Source organism: Brevinematia bacterium, assembly GCA_039630355.1.
Classification (GTDB): Bacteria; Spirochaetota; Brevinematia; order DTOW01; family DTOW01; genus SKYB106.
Genome location: JBCNVF010000061.1, coordinates 1 through 17714, shown reverse-complemented (window position 1 = coordinate 17714; position 17714 = coordinate 1). Strand labels below are relative to the sequence as shown.

Below are 17714 nucleotides of genomic sequence, written 5' to 3'. Positions count from 1 at the left end.
TTCTATGGTAAGAGAGGGTGATCAAGGTTATATAGAAGGTCTGTATAAACTTCTTTTCTTGGACAAAAGTGAAGAAACCTCAATTGTGATTCTTGATGAAGAGTGGATTGACAAGATTGAAGAGAGTTTTTTGAAGTTGTTTGAGGGAGCTAGTATTCTGCCTCCTTTGGGAGTCTATCCTTATGTTTCATCGGTTCCGCCAATTGATAAAGCGAAAGAGAGAGTTGAAACGATAAAGAAGACATTTCTACACATACCTCGGTTTGTATTTGCAACGCTTGAATCACTACTTTTAAGAACAATCTCTAAGGATATAGTGACATCAGATCCACTGATTTTGAAGGTATCTCAGAGTATAAATGTTGGAAATGTGAGAAAAGTTTTGGAAGGTTTTGGGTATGAGCTAGTGAATAAGGTAAGGAACTATGGAGAGTGTTCATTCAGAGGAGGTGTTTTTGAAGTTTTTCCTCCGAGTTATGATTTGCCGATAAGAGTTATAACAGACTTTGATTTAGTTACTCATATTAGGCTTTTTGATCCAGAAGTTCAAAGGATAGTAAGGGATCTGGAGGAAGTTGAGATTTCTCCTCCTTATGAGAGTAATTTCTATCTTCTCTTTAGGAAGAATAATACGACTATCTCCTTTATGGAGCTTTTTAACAACTTGAAGGTGTATTCTTTGCTCTCAAAGACAAATTTAGAAAAGGAGTATTTGGAGTTACTTGATGCTATCAGGAGGTTATATTCTGAAGTTGAGGGTGGTAAAAACTACATCACGCCAGAGGAGGTAGTTTCTAAGCTACCCGAGGATATAGTGTTCCCTGATATACATCTACGAATTTTCCCTACTTTCACAAGTGGTGAGATGTTTCTACCAAATTACGCTGTTTTGTCAAGGTATTTATTGTCTAAGCTTAGGGAATCTCGTGTTGTGTTTCTTTCACCGAACGAGAAGTATACAAAGAAAGCCAAGGTTGTGTTTAGTAAGTATAACATTCCGTATGTTTTTCTAGGAACAAGGGATAAATTTAATGATGTCCTTGAGTTAGCGGGGACTAGTGAAATTGGTGGTAGTGTTGGGATTATAGAGGGGTTGAATATACCGAGAGGGTTAGAGATTAGTGGATTGGCAGTATTAACTGTTAGGGAGCTTTTCAATAGGGAGTTCGTGGAATATCCGACTGAGGAGGTTGATATTTCTCTTGAGGAATCAAAAGAGATACAATTTTTCACTAACATAAAGGAGGGGGATTATGTTGTGCATGCTAGGTATGGAATAGGCATATTCGCAGGTATAAGGGAGATAAATTATTTCGGCAATATCAAGGAGTTTGCCAGAATTGAGTTTGATGAAGGTGATGTAGTATATGTTCCACCCGAACATTTTAATCTTTTAAGTAAATACATAGGAAGTGAGAAGCCGAGTTTAGGCTCGCTAAGACGCGGAAACTGGAAAGATATCAAGAAGAGAGTTAGAGAGAGTATTCTTAAGTTTTCAAGAGACCTGTTGAGGCTTAAGGCTATAAGACAGGTTCAGAAAAAAACTCCGCTTAGGATAGACTTTGAAGAATATGAGATGTTAGAGGACAGTTTCCCTTACGAAGAAACACCTGATCAACTCAAGGCTCTTGATGAAATAAAGCTTGATCTTGCGTCATCTAAAGTGATGGATAGGATTTTATGTGGAGATGTTGGATTTGGAAAGACAGAGATAGCGATCAGGACAGCTTATTTGCATATTCTAAACGGTTTTCAGGTTATGGTTTTAGTTCCGACGACTGTTCTTGCGGAACAACATTATAAGACGTTCTCTCAGAGGTTATCTCCTTTTGGAGTAAGGGTAGGAGTGATTTCTAGACTTAGGAAAGAAAAGGAGATTCTGGAAACTATTGAGGGGGTAGCAAATGGAAGTGTTGATCTTCTTATTGGCACTCATGCCTTGATCATTGATGATAAGGTTATTAGCAAGTTTAAGAATCTTGGTCTTGTAGTGATTGATGAAGAACATAAATTTGGGGTTGAACATAAGGAAGCTATTCTAAAAGGTAGGGAGAATGTTGATGTTCTTATGTTGTCTGCAACTCCAATACCCAGAACGCTGGGAATGGGTTTAGCTAGCCTAAAGGATATATCCTTGATTGCTACTGCTCCAGTTGGTCGCAAGCCAGTGAAAACCTTTATAGTTGAATGGAATGATGAGGTGATTAGAGAAGCGATAGAGAGGGAGATTAAAAGAGACGGTCAGATTCTGGTGGTTAGTGACAAAATAGAAGGTATAGAGAAGCTGAAAAACAGGATAATAGGGTGTAGCAAAGGTATTTTAAATGAAAGAGAAGTTTGTGTGTTGCACGGTAGGCTTGGAAAAACTGAAATTGAGAATGCTTTTTTTGACTTTGTTGAAGGTAAGTATAGAGTAATGGTTGCAACTACGATTTCTGAGTCAGGGCTTGACATACCCAATGTGAATACTGTAATAGTGAACAATGCGCATTTATTCGGTCTTGCGGATCTACATCAGATAAGGGGTAGAGTAGGCAGGAGGGATAGGGAAGGGTATGCCTACTTTATATATCCGTCAAAGTATATAATGAGCGAATTACAGATGAAAAGACTTAGCACAATAGAGGAGCATTCTGACTTGGGAGCGGGTTTCAAGATAGCTCTAAAGGATCTTGAGTTTAGAGGAGCTGGAAATCTTCTTGGTAAGGAGCAACATGGAAACATAGATGCTGTTGGATATGTCTTCTATATCAGGATGTTATCTGAGGTTTTGCGGATGCTAGAAGAAGGAGTGGATGAGGATGAAGTGGTGGATTACTCTGATCCACTCGTATACTTCAGGTTTGACAGAGTCTTTCCAGAAGAATTGGGGATACCAGATGATGAGAAAGTTGAAATAATGCTTAAGTTGAATATAGCCTATACGGAAAAACAAGTGAACTTTGTTCTTAACGAAATAAAGGAAAGGTATGGTAGAGTGCCTGAAGGAGTATACAATTTGGCAGAAGTTGTTAAATTTAGGTTATATCTCAAGAAATTCAAAGTTGAGGAAGTTTATGATAGCGAAAATGGAATCATCATAAGATTTGGTAAGAACAATTTACCTGATGTTGACAGGTTTTTAGAGATTATTGATAAGGGTAGTTGGAATATTGAGATGATACCGGACGAAGCGGATGCGGTTATACTTAAGGTTGACTCCGAAAACCTCTTTCACAAGATCTCTCAAGTGTCCCTGTTTCTTGAGAGTGTATTTAGTCAGTCTCTCTAAGGTGGTGGGTTACCTACATTCAGAGCTTAAAGAGGTATAGCAATAAATTCCGATTTCCGTTAGGTGGGTAATCGGGATTCCAAACTTTTCGCTTACTTACCTCTTTCGGTTCTAGATGGTGTTTGTTCAATTACAGAACTTTACTTAATGCTAGGTCTCTTGATGCTTGTTGAGAAAGAGGTATAGTGGATTTTTTGAATCTAATGAGGGTAGAAGTATACAATATTCCTAGATGAATAAAGTAATACCAGTCTTTATACCTACTGGACTTACAGCTTTATTACTGATACTAGCGATCTTCATTGTTGCTTATGGAGAAAGTAATGCGGTTACTCCTGAATATAATCACAATGGCTTAGAGTCAGAGTCTAGAGGTTCGTCTGTTGAACCAACGGACTTAACTTTGGAAACATTTTATACGGATGTTTCTTCTACTTTAGCAACAGACGTAGAGTTTGAGATAGAAGAGTATCCTTCACATTTAGACTACGTGATAGGTGATGATCTCTATGTAGCTGGTGTTGATGAGATAAGCAAAGAGGAAGAGATAGAGGCGATTACTGAGAAAATAAGGTCGTATAAGACTGGTTATGACGAGGAACTTTTCAAAGAGTTGCTTCTGGAAGAAGAGAAGAGTAAAAGAGAGTATTATCGTCTTGAAAAACCTGTGGTTGCTGTGGATATTGAGCAACTTGAAAGTAGGGTTGTTGCTAGGGGTAATGTAGTGTTTGGGATCTCTTATGGAAGTATTAAGAAATTACCAGATTTGTCATTCCAACCATCTTCCTATATAAAAGAGAACTTCAACATCAATCAAGATATGAGAGTGGTGTCAACGAGTAAGATAGGAAACAAGGTGAATGTGGATATAGAATTTGATCAGAAAAGTGCTATAAACAGGTTTAATGTTTCCTATAAGGAACCTGAACAAACAACTTCTTTGCCTCAATCTTCTGTAACTCATAGTTTGGAAATGCAGAAGTCGGTAGATACGAAACCGTTTGTTAGGGAACTTTCCTTTGGTGATGTGAGGTTTTCTAAAACTCCTAGTAAGTATATGGCTTACACTGCGATAGCTCAGTCAGCTCAGGGTGTGAAATTTGTTGGGAAGAAGGATAAATTTTCGTTGGAGGCAATTGCTACACTTTCAACCACAATTCCGACTAAGAGGTCCTTTACGGGCGTGAAGAGGGTGACGGAGAAGGTGATCAAGGATATTGACTTCGTGAAAAGGAAGTTTTTCAAGCTTCCTGATAGGAATGTAGATGTTGCGTCTCTTGCAGTTTTTGTTTCAATATCTTCACCTGAGAATGCTGAAGTATTTATTGATGGGATTCCTTTCAGAAGGTTAGTCTCCGGTGATGAGTATTTGTTTGATAGGTTTAGTAGTGAGTTAGAGTTAAAGTATAGTATTGAGAGTAGTAGGTTTTTGGCAGTATTTTATACTCATAACTCGGGAATAGGAATCACATTCTCTACGAATATCTACAAAGGAAGTGGAAGTGATGGGAGAAGCTACCTTTATTTACTCAATCCGAATGTGGGCTACTCACCATACGAGCTGAAGAATGTATACTTGGTAGGAAGCACCGAGTTAAGTCTTTCGCATACTTTTGAGATAACGGTGTATTATACTCAAGATCCAACAATCCTATCACCACTCCAGTTTCTACCTACAGATTACACTATTGACCTAAATAAAGGGAGAATAAAGTTTAACTCTTTAACCCCCTTCCTTACAAATGCAAACTATAACATATATACTTTGACAAGGGATCCGCTAGATGCGGAATCTACTTACACTATGAGGGTTAGATACTACGAAAGTGTGGTGAGTTATCAGCTTGACTTTGATATAGTTGAGAATAGTGAGGAAGTTAGGATAAATGGGGTTTTAGTGCCAAAGGATAAGTATACTCTACTATATCCGATAGGAAGGATTGTTTTTAAGGATCCGACTTTGATAAGTGAGGGTGATAAAGTGGAGATTTCTTATGAGTATAGGCCTTTTTTTGGTGGGAGTCAGAAAATATCTCTCGGGGCAGTATCTGAGTATCAACTTTTGGACTTTTCTATGCTAAAGCTTTCAACGGGGTTTTGGACATCACAAAGTGGTGGGATTGCTCCTAGGATAGGAACCTCAAGTCCCGAAGCAGGGCTAATAACCTCTGTGATCAATAGGGTGGATTTCAAGAATTTATTCGGTGTAAAGAGTGATAAATTCACAAGTTATATTGACTTAGAGTATGCATTTTCTGTTGTTAATCCCAACTCTTTTGGTTCTGCGATAGTTGAGGACTTTGAGAGTGGTAAAAAGTCACTTCTTTTAAGTAAGGATGAAGATGCTTGGTATTTAGCTTCTCCTTCTACTACTGACGGTTGCTACTATACTAACAGGGGTATGATTTACTATAAAGACTACAGGCAATACTATGCCAACGAATCTTTTACGCTGATGTCCTACAATTGGTCTCTCCCATCTGAACAGATTCTACCTTACTCTCAGAAAGCTGGTCCCTATATAGTAGGAGGCGGTAGACTGAGTTTGGGAGACTTCCCAAATGTTTCTCAGTATTCCTTAGTTCTTGACTACGAATTCTCGGGTGGTGAGTGGGTTGGAGTGATGTTATCTGTAAATCCATCAGGGCTTGACCTTTCAGATCTAAGCGAGATCATTGTATCTTACAAGATCCAAATGGATAATGATAGAGATAATAGCTATGATGATAACAACACTAATTCTGTTTTATTTATACTCCAGCTTGGTAGATTTTCGGAAGATTTGGATGGTGATGGTAAGTTGGATTACGAAGTTACTACTTCGCAAAATGGCTTTGAGTTTAATAATCCTGTTGATAATACCGTGATGACCAGGATAGGTGGTGGTAGGAGAGGCAGTGGAAACGGTAGGATAGATACCGAGGATTTGGATAAAAACGGGAGGTTAGATACTAACGAGAACTTTATTTCCCTCTCAAACACTTTAGAGGGGAGTGGTTGGAAGCAGTTAGTGCTTAAGCTTAGGACCCTGACATCGTCTGAGCTGGAAATACTGAAGAAAACCTACATGGTTAGACTAATCTTGAAAAAACTGGCTGGAGATAAGGGAAGAGTGCTTATAGATGAGATCCAATTGAAATTTAGAACTACTCCTGTTTATAAGGTAGATGGAATAATAGTATCTGCGCCTTATCAGATAAATTCTACAAGTATCTCTGTTTACGATTCACCGTTATATCTTAGAAACAGGTTTTTTAACATTGAGGCAAAGACTGCAGAGGAAAAGGAGAGACTTCAAGAATACTCTCACCTGCATGGGACTAGCGGAATGTCAATATCTGAGGCGAAATCAATAGATGAGACTTCGCTTAGGGTGACCTACAGTCTTTCCAATGTGCCAATAAATACAAATTTCTCACCCTACCAGGGGGGTAGGGAAGCTTTGGTATCAATAAGGTTTAATGCATCTCAGAATTTTTCTCCATATTCCAAGCTTGTAATGTATATTTTCATTCCTACCAAAAATGAAATGGGGCTACCTATAAAGCTGGGGAACGATACTTTCTCTGATGAAAGTATAGTGATAAAACTAGTGACTAAGGAGAAGGATTGGTTTGAGTTTCTCATACCGATGGACAGGTTAAGAAAGGACTATTGGAATAGGTTAGAGATAAGGATAAGGGAGGATTATAGACTCATTATTAACAACAATGTTTATGATGTTGTGCTTCCGACTATAGTTGGATTTCCTTCAGTAAGGGACATCAACTCCATAGAACTTGGGGTAAGGGTTAATACAAACTCAACAGAGCCTTCAAACACTGGAGAGATATGGTTTAACGAACTATTTCTGACGGGTGTGAATTGGTATGTAAGTAGTGCACTGAATTCTTCTTTCTTACTCTCCTATGCTGACGAACTTAGACTTCTAGGTTTCCCTGTTCTCTCAAATCCTTATGTAACCTTCTTACTGGAAAACATTTTTCCAAACTTTAGGGGTACTGGTGGAAAGGATAATGCTAATATATTTACTTTCACCTACTACTATTCTTCCGATTTTCTAAAATATCTTGGACTAAATCATTCTTTCTCCCTATCAAGAGATACCTCTTCAAAAGATCCGACTCTACCAGAATATTTACTCTATGACAATATCACAAGGGCTTTTAGATACTCTCTAGCCTCAAAGCACAATATTGCCTTTCTTCCTTCTATATCGTATTCTTTCTCAGACAGATACGTATCTTTATCCCAAAATGGTCTGGTTACAATAGGAACTAACTTGGTGATGCATAATATGCTTTCCGAAGAGATAGGTCTTGATTCGCAGGGAATTGTCTCTTATACTGTTCCATTCGTTGAGAAATACTTCTCCTTGAAAAATACACTTACTCTCTCGTCAAGTTACTCTGCGAAAAACTATAATACTACGACTAACAATATTTACTATTTCCACTCTCCCTCGTATCAAAACTGGATATACTCGCTATCTCTGGATTCATTCTTCAATCACTCTTTTTTAAGTGTGAATAATTCCTTCAAGCACTCGGAGACATTTGATTTTACTGAAACGAACGTTATTCCGTTTGTTGAGGAAATTTCAGAATCTTCGGTTTTTCAGAGGAATTATTATTCTTTGGTTCTCTTATCCGAAGGGTTTAAGGAAAGAGGTAGGAGGAAGGAGGTATATGAGAGTGATACGTTGTCAATTTCTCTTGCTAACCTTTTCAAAACTGTTAACTTTTACATAACTCCTGTTTATGAGTTTAAAGATTTTAACTTTAGGGAAGTTTCAAATTCTCTCTTCAGAGATACTCAGATGATTGGTAAGGTGACGTATAAGCTTGATTTCATGATCAACAGGTTTATATTTAATTCGGTCTCGCTGAATTCCTCATTGAATACAACATTTTCCGCAAATTTGGTGAACTACGAGCTTAAGTGGTATGACTTTTACACGAACAATCTTTATAGAGGCGTAGTAGCTATACCTTTCTACGAATATTCGGGATTGTTTGGTTATGAAAACCTTAGCAATGCTCTGGTTTTTGTATCCAACCTTTACAATGTAAGAAGTGTTGTGAATCAGTTTACTTCTTCCGGGATTTCTATATCGTTACAGCAGACTGAAAATATACTTTTGAGTCTAATACCAAGAAGTTATACCTTTGACTACTCAACCACTACCGTGAGGGAGCTGAGCAGTTTCAGACAGTCAACGAAAGTTTTAGTTACAGCGGTGTCCTATATTCCGATATACAAACTTGATTGGTTTATATTTAGAAGAACTACTAATGTGTCAGTAAACGATATAGCTGTTAGTTTTACTTTTTCTAGGGATGAGAATCTCAACTCGTTGACAATGATGGATAAAGTGAATTTTTCTTTTTCATTTTCTGGAATTGTTAGCACACAGCAGAACTTTTTGATTTCTTACGCTCTTACCTATTCTTATCAGGATGTGATAACTAACTTACCTTCGTTTTACACTAATTTTGGAATAGGTCTTACTTCGCCACAGTCTCTCTTAAGTTTAGTGTCTCATAATTTTAGATTCTCTTACTCTTTTCTGTTTCCCACGGAGAGTGATATTGATCTGTTTTTAGTGAAGATTAAAGCTAACTCAATAATAGAGAACAAGGAGGAACTTAGTCTCTACTCTGAATTTCCATGGTATAACAACAACAAGTTTCCAAGTTCCAAGAGGAGGGCTTTTGAACTAAACTTCTACCACGAGACTGGGGTAAATTTCTCGGATTTTTTCAAGTTTCTGGCTTATCTAAAGCTTTTAGCGGTTCAGATGTCCGAGATGTATGTTGAAAACGATGAGGCAAAGGAGAAGTTTTTTGAAGTGGTTTCTGGAATAGAAGTTGGGATTAACCTGAGAGTAACTTTTTAAAGTAAAAGTTGGAAGGAGTAGGTATTGAGGTGTTATATATTTGATGCAGATGCCATTGTTGGGTAGCTATGAGAAACTTGTTGGGTTTTCTGAACGCTCTTCAAGAAGTATCAAATTTCTGACCAAACTTCAGAAAGAAACTGTTGAAAGAAAGTTTCTTGATATTTAGGATATATAATAGGAGGATAGATATGGAGGTCCTGATAGAGGGTAGAGATTTCATTGTGACTGAGGATGTGAAGAGTCATATTTATGCGAAGTTAAACAAACTCTCTTTTGTTGAAGGTAGGGTAACGAAGATTCATTTTTTCATCTCTGTTACTCCAACATCGTCAGTTCTATGTGAAATGGATGTATTTGTGGATCACACTAAGATTTTTGCTCAACATGAGCATCACGATTGGAAGATAGCTATAACTGATACTATAAATAAAGCTCATGATTTGATACTGAAGGAGAGAAAGAAGAAAAAAACTTCTAGGCTTAGGGAAGCAAGAAGAAAAAGGCAATGAAGGTTAAGTCATTTGTGGAAATTGCTAAGAATGAATACAATCTTGATTTATCAATAATAGTGGGTGAGGACAAAGCTGAGGAAAAGCAGATAAAATCTGGTGTTACTAACAGACCTGGTTTATCGTTGGCTGGATTTTTTGACAACTTTGCTTACGATAGAGTGCAAATAATAGGAAAAGGTGAGCAAGCTTACATAGATACCATCTACAGAGAGAAAGATGAAGAGAAGAAGAGGTATATAGAGAAGTTTTTTTCCTTTGATATACCGTGTTGTATAGTTTCGGATTTTAAGGGGTTACCAGAAGAGTTTATGGAGATAGCGGGGCGGAGTGGGGTTCCTATAATAGTAAGCTCATTAGATACTTACCAACTAACTTTTTCGGTAGAACTTATTCTAAACAATGAACTTGCTCCAAGGACTGTAGTTAACGGTGGGATGTTTGATATATTTGGGTATGGGGTTTTAATAATAGGTAGAAGTGGTATAGGTAAAAGTGAAGTTGGACTTGAGCTTCTAAGTAGAAAGCATAGGTTTGTTTGTGATGATATTGTGCTCGTGAAGAAGATAAGGTATCCTGAGGGGTATAGAGCTGTTGCTTTTCCTTATTCTAGAGAAAGCTTAAACCTGATTGAAGTTAGAGGAATTGGGATGGTAAATGTTGAGGAATTGTTTGGTGCGGGTTTTACGATACCCCGTAAAGAGATAGATATGGTTATAGAACTTGTTGATTGGGACAGTAACTTCGTAATGGATAGGATAGGAAACAATATTGAAACCTACGAGGTTTTAGGAATAAAATTACCAAAAAGAACAATTCCTGTAACACCTGGTAGAAATATTGCATTCTTGATAGAAACTGCTATAATAAATGAACGCATAAGGCGAAAGGGTAAAGTATGATTAGGAAAAAGTTTGTGATAAAGGCGAAATATGGAGTGCACATGAGACCTGCAGTTAGAATTTATGACGCAATTAAGGATTTTAGGTCTAAGGTAGAAATAAAAAAAGATGACAATGTTGTAGATGCCAGGAGCACTCTGGGGCTTATAATTCTCAACATTTTGCCAGGAGACACGATAGAGGTGATAGCAAACGGTATTGACGAGCAACAGGTTATTGATAAACTTACAGATCTCATTGAGAATAAAAAGCTTGGTGAGGATGATGATGACTAGAGGTAGAGGAAAATATCTTCAGGGTCATCAAGTCTTATAAGATCTCTTCCCATAACTATGAAATTAGCACCTTTCTCAAAGGCTTCTTTTGGTCCTGTTGTCCTCTTTTGATCATCTCTCTGTCCAGTTATTCTTATTCCTGGAGTTATAAGTTTTGCATCCGCAAACTCCTTTTTCACAATCTCTATTTCTTTGGGAGAGCATACGAAGTGGTCAATACCGCAGTTCATGCCTAGTTCAACAAGTCTTAGGACTTGCTCTACAACATTTGAGTTTATTCCAATCTCACTAAGATCACTATCAGAGAAACTAGTGAGAACTGTTACACCTACTGGTGTGATACCAACACTTCTTGATACCTCGGCTACTCTTTTTAGACATACCTTCCCACAAAGCAAATGGACTGTGAACATATCACAAAAACCCGATATTGCATCAATATGTTTTTCTACCGTAGTAGGTATATCAAAAAACTTGAGATCAAGAAAAATCTTCTTGCTTTCATTTCTAAGAGTTTTGCATACACTCTTATGTTCCTTGAGAAATATGGAGTGGATCTTATACCACTTGAAGATTTTCTTCACTTTTGAAAAGATCTTTTCAAACTCACTAAGACTAACAGTGTCTATCGCAACTATTATATTTTCAACCATTTTATTCACCTATATTTTAGTTTTTTTATCTCTTCTTCAACTGGGATATTCTTCACGGGGAGTTTGTCTGTAACATCAAAGTAGATGTTTCCACCTTTTTCAATTAGTTCCATTTGACTTAGGCTAAGTGGTGAAAAGCTAAGTCTGCCGAAGAGTTTAGCGAGTAATTTGACGGTAGAAATTGGCAGATGAAACTTCAGATATTTCTTTTTACCAACGATTGATGCGAAAGTGTCTATAAACTCTTCGTAGACATATTCCTTAGGTCCAACTACATTAAGCTCTTTTCTGTCTATTCCTTTTTCCGTTGCTACAAGAGAAACGAGATTTGAAATGGTTGCTACAGAAATTGGTCTAATGCTGTATTTTCCATCTCCTACTATCAATACTATTCCTCTTCTCAACATTGAGAATACGGATCTGGTGAACTCTCCTTCAGGGCCTATAACCAACGATGATCTTATTATCGCCCAGTTATCTGAAAATTCTATTACATATTTCTCTGCCTTATACTTTGCGGAAAGTAGTTTAGATTTAGCCCCCCAGGGAATTCCTAAAGAGGTGATATAAATAAACTTCTTTACTTTGTTTTTTACTGCTTCGTCAACAAGGATCTTTGTCATTTCATATTCTCGTTTCCAAAAAACCTTTTCTCTGTAAACAGTCCTGAAGCTTGTTCCTTTCAAGCTTACAACAACATCTACATCTTTAAGGTGTTCAGAGTAGCTTTCGGGAAACATTGCATTACCGTGGACCAATTCTAGATTCTTGTAGTAGGGTTTATCAAGAAAGCCTTGGAAGAATTTCCAAGACTTTTTTTCTGAGTCAACTAAAACCTTAACTTTTGCTCCTTTACTTAGTAACTCTTCAAGTATGTTTTTACCAATAAAGTTGGTAGCATCTGTTAGAAAAATGACCATACTCGTTTTACTATATTTTTTTTATCAACTCTTCAGCTTTTTCTGTCCAGGGGTTTTTGTAGAAATCTCTTAGCATCTTCTCATAAAGCTTTTTTGCCTGATCGTACTCTTTTATCTGTATATAGCAGAATATCGTGTAATACATAGCCTTAACTACCACATCCTTGTAGTCTTTATAGATGTATATGACCTTTATGTATTCTTTCCAAGCTCTACCGTAATCTCCATTCATTCTTAGAATCTCGCCTATCTCAAATTGAGCCATGGCGGAGGTTTCATTGTAAACCTCTTCTGTGATCTCTTGTAATAGATCTATAGCTTTCTGGTAATTCTTTTGAGATTTGTATATCATAGCAAGTTCAAATTTTGCCTTTGAGGCACTTTCTCTATCCTTTGACTTGCTTATGGTCTCAAGAGATGATATTATCTCCTCTATGCTTTTCTGTGGGAATTGTTCCTGTTTGGTTGGAGACATTTGGGGGTAGGTAGGTTGTTGAGGTTGTGACTGTTGGACACTGGGTTTTTGCTGTTTAGTATCTTCCGCTTTAGCAAGAGAGGAAATCTTAGATAGCCTTATAACAGCTTCATTGTATTCTGGTGTGCCTTTGAATTCGTTTACGATCCTTTGGTAATAGTTTCTTGCTTCTGTAAACTTCTTCTGATTAACCATTACATCTCCAAGTGTTAGGAGAACACTTGCAACTTTACTACTACTTGATTTGTTCACAAATTCGTTGAATACATTTACCGCATCCTGAATTCTATTTGCGTTATAGTATGCCCAGCCACCCCAAAAGTAAGCTTCATCACTTAAGCTTCTATCCTGTGAGTTTCTAGCAACAAACAGAAATTCATCTCCAGCTTCTTTGTATCTTTCGTTACTATATAAATATTCAGAATACCTGTAGAGGTATTCGTAGGATTTATGAAAGTTGGTATACTTGGTTTTAAGTTCTAGAGTGTAGGTGCTCAGTCTACTGTTATCTTTTAGCTTTACTGAGAGTTCTATAGCTCTTCCAATTCCGTCAACGGTGTGATTTGTTAGATTCTTTCTAGTGGTTAGGGGTAAAAGTTCTTTTTCAACAATATCTAATGCTTCTTTAAGTTGACCTCCTTTCTCGTAGAAGAGAGAGATGTAGCTATAGTATCTAACTTTCTGCAGGTCTGATACTTCCTTAAGTAACACCAATTTTCTCAAAATTTCGATTGCCTTTAGATAGTCACCTTTACCATCGTAGGCCCAGGCAAGTATTTCGGAAAGATATTCATAACTACCTATCTCGGTAGTTGTGCTTAAGTGCTTGGATACTAGGTTTATAGCTTCGTCAAAATTTTTCTCTCTTACGTATACCCACCCTAAATTTATTACACCAGAGGTAACATACTTACTGTCTTTCCCGCTAGCTACGAGTTGAGAATAATGCTTCTTAGCTTCATCAGTTTTTCTAAGTTTTTCATAACACACGCCTATTAGGTAATTTGCTCTGTCTTGGTATTTTGGGGAGTTAAGTAGGTTGTTATAGGACTTTATCGCTAGGGTGTAGTTTTCGGAAAGGTAATGAGCATAAGCTATACCCTCCGTTGCATCTTCTTTAAGGGAAGGATCTGATACCTGAGAGTAGGCTGAGATAGCTGATCTATAGTCCTTGAGATTTAAGTTTGCTTCTCCTAGTGAGAAGAATACAAAGCTTGTTGTGAACTCATCAGTTGAGTTTTTAAGAAGGGTTTTGAAGTTGGAAACTATTGCCTCGTATTTTGCTTTTTTCAGTAAAAGCTTTAACAATTCCACTATTGCCTCGTTTTTTGTATTCTTCTCAACGTCGGTAGAAGTTGCGAGAGAGAACAGTATGTCTTCGGAGGACTCTGGATCTTTTTGCTGAAGCAAGAGAGAGTATTTAAGCAGGACCTCCGAAAAATTCGTGTGCTGAGATAAAATACCGATAGCTTCTTCGCTGTTTCCTCTGGAGTTTAGTAATTCTGCTAACTCTAGAACGCTCTTTGTTGAAAACTTACCCCCTTGAGCAATTGAGGCTTTGTGAGCCTTTATGCTGTTTTCATAGTCGCCCAGTATTTGGTAAATTTTACCTAAGTTATAGGTTGCTTCGTTGACCATATCCTTGATGTTTTGATCCGAGGATATGGAGAATTCGTCAATTAATCTTGAAAACAACTCTTTTGCGCTTTCATACTGACCTATCAGTAAAAATGCTACTCCTGCATTAAAAGTAGCATACGGCTTTAAGTAGGATTGTAACTCAGAAACTCTCTGAAAATACACTCCAGAGTCATATATAAGGTTTGTCTGAATCTTGGGGCTACTTCCTTTCTGAAATAGTATTTTTCCCAAGGTATACAGAACTTCTGGAAAGAATTTTGAGTTTGGGTATGACTTCTCAAATTCCTTAAATCTTAGATAAGATGTATCTAGATTTTCAGACTCAAAGTATATCTTAGCGATTCTGAACTTGATATCCTCAATTATTGGAGCGTTAGGGTAGGATTTTTCAAGATCCTCTAGTATCTGTATAGCTCTTTCGCTGTTAGTGAGATGGTAGTAGGCCATTGCCATATAGTAGCCAGAGTAAGGAGCATCTTCATCAATAGGATAGTTTTTTAGATAGGTTTCAAAAGACTTTATAGCCCCCCTATAGTCAGAAGTATCAAAGAGAATTCTTCCCTTTAGGTAAATGGTTTTGGGAAAGTGTTTTATATACCTATACTTGCCCTCAATCAAAGCTACTGTTTTAAGAGCATCGGAGTATTTTTTTTGAAAATACTGAGACAGTAGTAGATAGTAAAGAGAGTCTTGAAAGTATCTACTGTTTGGATACTGCTCAACGATGAGTTTAAACTGAGATTCAGCTACCATATACAGTTCGTCTTTGAAGGCTCCTATTCCTATCTTGAATAGATTTTCATCACCTGTTGGATATACTGATAATGTGAGAACTATAACCAAAGCTATGACATAAACTGTTGTAATGACATTTCTCATATGCTGTATACCCTGTAAGATAATTATAACAAATCTCTGAGACAGCAAGAAAGCAAAATCAAAGTATCAAGCTTTAAACTGAGCTTGTTTTTCCGAGAATTTGTGTATGGGTTGCAAACTCTGTGGCAGTAGCGACCTATCTTTTGCTTTGAGGCCGAAAAGGTATGAGTTTGATGTTTTTATTTGTAACTCCTGTGGAGTTTTGTTTCGTTATCCATTTCCTACAAAGGATGAGATAAAAAGTTATTATACTGAAGGTTACTATTCGGGACAAAACGGTTATTCCTATCTAGACGAAAGAAAGATCAAGGGATCTCACCTTGTTTGGGATAGAAGAATTGATAAGCTTATCTCTATATATACTCGTGAGAACCTTAGATCTCCTATAAATATTTTAGATGTAGGATGTTCTTTCGGGGGATTTCTTGAGAGGGCTAGAATGAAAGGACTTCAACCTTATGGAATTGAGATTTCTGAGTATTCTGCTAATTATGCAAGGAGTAGGGGAATTGAAGTTTTCGTTGGTGATGTTGGTGAAGTTGAGCTGGGAAGTGAGAGATTTGATATAATCACGATGATTGAAGTGGTGGAGCATCTTGAAGATCCTCTAAGTGTTATGAAGAAAATATATAACTCTAATACTAAGGGAGGAGTGTTGCTCATCCAGACTGCTAACATAAATGGATTGCAGAGTAAGCTTTGGGGTAGGAGGTATCATTATTACCTGCCTGGGCATTTACACTACTTTTCAAATACTACTCTAAAGAATCTTCTTAGAGGCCTTGGTTATAGGAAAATACTTGAGTTTTATCCTGTAGAGTTTGACTTGTTTCCAAAATTGGCAAAAACATTTCTTAATACCAGAGGTGTATATCGGTATGTGAAAGTGCTCAAGACGCTCTTTTACCACCTACTTGGTAAGTTTAGGATTGGTGATTTTACACTGACAAGCTCAATGGTGATAGTTGGTGTTAAATAGGTTTCTGTCCGTTTGGCATTTATAGTTAGTTGTTGGAAGAAGGGATTTTTGTTTTTACTTTTGCGCTTACTGTGTAAGAAGTATGAAACTAGGAAATTTTTGACTTTTGTTCATATTTTTGGGGCTAGGAAGTAGGTGAGCATGAACGAAATTAGTGCCATGAAACTTAGGACGATATGAAGGATTGTATTTAGTATCCACCACCTGCGGGGGTATTTGAATAGTCTACCAAGGGGTAAAGTAATACCTGAAAGAGTTGAGATTATCATTAATATGAGAGTTATATCTGCAAGCAAGTAATGTAGAGCGAAATAGTTCATTTTATCTACTTCTTCATTATCTACTTCTTGGGCGACCTATTGGGATTATGTATAGTGGGTGCTGTTCTTTGGGTAGTTGAAGTATCTTTTTTACTTGTTCGTCATAGAAAGCTCCAACCATTACCATTCCTAGCCCTAGGGCTACTCCCTGAAGGTGAAGATTTTGACCAACGTGTCCTACTTCCATGTGAACATACCTTATTCCTCTTTCACCATATCTGTGGGTTGTTCTTTCGTAAATTGCGGTGATAACGATGCTAATGGGTGCTTTTTCAACCCAAGCTTGCCCTAAAGCAGATATTGCTAGCTCTTTTCTTATGTCTCCCTTTGCAAGATGTTTCAACTTATGTCCTTGGGGAATGTAGAGATAAACTCCTTCCTCTAGACCTACAACTCCTTCCTTACCCACAATTAAATAAATCTCCAGGGGGTAAGTTGCTCCGGCAGATGGTGCTGATCTAAAGCCAGTGATAGGATCGGTTATACCTTGGGCGGACCATAGAAGCTGAGAAACTTCCTGTAAATTTAAAGCTTCCTTGGTATAGTCCCTTACAGATCTCCTAAGCTTGATTGCTTCTTCAACCGAGACTTTGCCAATGGTCCTAGGTGCAGGTAGAGAAATAATTCCCGAGGTTCCAGTGGAATCTAGCTTTGTATTTTTAGACCACGCATGTTCAAACATAGAAAATAGAACAAGACTAGCAAGTATAGTGGCAAAGGTTATAACTTTTCTCCCCATTTCTGCCTTACTCTTGATGTATTATAATCTTAGCAAGTTAGGTTTTCAATATTTTTACCTGAAGTTTGTAGAGGAGTTTGGTAAAAATTAAAGTGAAATAACCTCCTCTTGCCTCGTAAAATAAAGGCAAAAGGAGGAATATATGAATCACAGAAAAACTATAAATCACTTCATCAAAAACTTTCTATTTGACCTTTCATCCAAGCTCAGGAAAAAGATAGCGGAAGTTGTCCTCTTATATTCTTCTAC

10 protein-coding genes are annotated in these 17714 nt (G+C 37.3%); 6 read left to right on the top strand and 4 right to left on the bottom strand.

Features of this window, described 5'->3' with window-relative positions:
• Positions 1-4: 4 nt before the first annotated feature.
• The 5 genes from ABDH28_04535 to ABDH28_04515 all read left to right on the top strand — a co-directional run bounded on the left by ABDH28_04535 (position 5) and on the right by ABDH28_04515 (position 10859).
• Positions 5-3271: a DEAD/DEAH box helicase gene (locus tag ABDH28_04535; protein ID MEN2998282.1), complete on the top strand. Its 3267-nt coding sequence runs from the start codon at positions 5-7 to the stop codon at positions 3269-3271.
• A gap of 232 nt (positions 3272-3503) precedes the next feature.
• Positions 3504-9170: a hypothetical protein gene (locus ABDH28_04530; GenBank protein ID MEN2998281.1), complete on the top strand. Its 5667-nt coding sequence runs from the start codon at positions 3504-3506 to the stop codon at positions 9168-9170.
• 191 nt (positions 9171-9361) lie between these two features.
• Entirely contained in the window at positions 9362-9682 is a 321-nt protein-coding gene (locus ABDH28_04525) for an HPF/RaiA family ribosome-associated protein (protein ID MEN2998280.1), read from the top strand.
• Entirely contained in the window at positions 9679-10584 is a 906-nt protein-coding gene (gene hprK, locus ABDH28_04520) for an HPr(Ser) kinase/phosphatase (GenBank protein ID MEN2998279.1), read from the top strand. Before ABDH28_04525 ends, hprK begins: the two co-directional genes overlap by 4 nt.
• Positions 10581-10859, top strand: a complete 279-nt coding sequence (locus tag ABDH28_04515; GenBank protein ID MEN2998278.1) for an HPr family phosphocarrier protein — start codon at positions 10581-10583, stop codon at positions 10857-10859. Before hprK ends, ABDH28_04515 begins: the two co-directional genes overlap by 4 nt.
• Here the strand turns inward: ABDH28_04515 and pyrF are convergent.
• From pyrF to ABDH28_04500, 3 genes are read right to left on the bottom strand one after another with little or no spacing between them, the layout of a single operon-like run.
• Entirely contained in the window at positions 10856-11512 is a 657-nt protein-coding gene (gene pyrF / locus ABDH28_04510) for an orotidine-5'-phosphate decarboxylase (protein ID MEN2998277.1), read from the bottom strand. The genes ABDH28_04515 and pyrF overlap by 4 nt on opposite strands.
• Before the next feature lie 5 nt (positions 11513-11517).
• Positions 11518-12432: an NAD(P)H-binding protein gene (locus ABDH28_04505; protein MEN2998276.1), complete on the bottom strand. Its 915-nt coding sequence runs from the start codon at positions 12430-12432 to the stop codon at positions 11518-11520.
• A 10-nt stretch (positions 12433-12442) separates the two neighbouring features.
• Positions 12443-15427 (bottom strand): tetratricopeptide repeat protein, encoded by a 2985-nt coding sequence (locus tag ABDH28_04500; protein ID MEN2998275.1) that lies wholly within the window; start codon positions 15425-15427, stop codon positions 12443-12445.
• A 106-nt stretch (positions 15428-15533) separates the two neighbouring features.
• Here ABDH28_04500 and ABDH28_04495 point away from each other — a divergent pair, with 106 nt between their 5' ends.
• Positions 15534-16406, top strand: a complete 873-nt coding sequence (locus ABDH28_04495) for a class I SAM-dependent methyltransferase (GenBank protein ID MEN2998274.1) — start codon at positions 15534-15536, stop codon at positions 16404-16406.
• Between the two features lie 336 nt (positions 16407-16742).
• Here ABDH28_04495 and ABDH28_04490 read toward each other — a convergent pair whose 3' ends face one another.
• On the bottom strand, positions 16743-17465 hold the full coding sequence (locus ABDH28_04490) for a SagB/ThcOx family dehydrogenase (GenBank protein MEN2998273.1): 723 nt from the start codon (positions 17463-17465) through the stop codon (positions 16743-16745).
• Between the last annotated feature and the right edge of the window lie 249 nt (positions 17466-17714).

Excerpts from the sequence above, each read along its gene's own strand:
- ABDH28_04535 (MEN2998282.1), top strand. The coding sequence starts at position 5 with ATGGTAAGAGAGGGTGATCAAGGTTATATAGAAGGTCTGTATAAACTT.
- ABDH28_04530 (MEN2998281.1), top strand. The coding sequence starts at position 3,504 with ATGAATAAAGTAATACCAGTCTTTATACCTACTGGACTTACAGCTTTA.
- ABDH28_04525 (MEN2998280.1), top strand. The coding sequence starts at position 9,362 with ATGGAGGTCCTGATAGAGGGTAGAGATTTCATTGTGACTGAGGATGTG.
- hprK (MEN2998279.1), top strand. The coding sequence starts at position 9,679 with ATGAAGGTTAAGTCATTTGTGGAAATTGCTAAGAATGAATACAATCTT.
- ABDH28_04515 (MEN2998278.1), top strand. The coding sequence starts at position 10,581 with ATGATTAGGAAAAAGTTTGTGATAAAGGCGAAATATGGAGTGCACATG.
- pyrF (MEN2998277.1), bottom strand. The coding sequence starts at position 11,512 with ATGGTTGAAAATATAATAGTTGCGATAGACACTGTTAGTCTTAGTGAG.
- ABDH28_04505 (MEN2998276.1), bottom strand. The coding sequence starts at position 12,432 with ATGGTCATTTTTCTAACAGATGCTACCAACTTTATTGGTAAAAACATA.
- ABDH28_04500 (MEN2998275.1), bottom strand. The coding sequence starts at position 15,427 with ATGAGAAATGTCATTACAACAGTTTATGTCATAGCTTTGGTTATAGTT.
- ABDH28_04495 (MEN2998274.1), top strand. The coding sequence starts at position 15,534 with ATGGGTTGCAAACTCTGTGGCAGTAGCGACCTATCTTTTGCTTTGAGG.
- ABDH28_04490 (MEN2998273.1), bottom strand. The coding sequence starts at position 17,465 with ATGGGGAGAAAAGTTATAACCTTTGCCACTATACTTGCTAGTCTTGTT.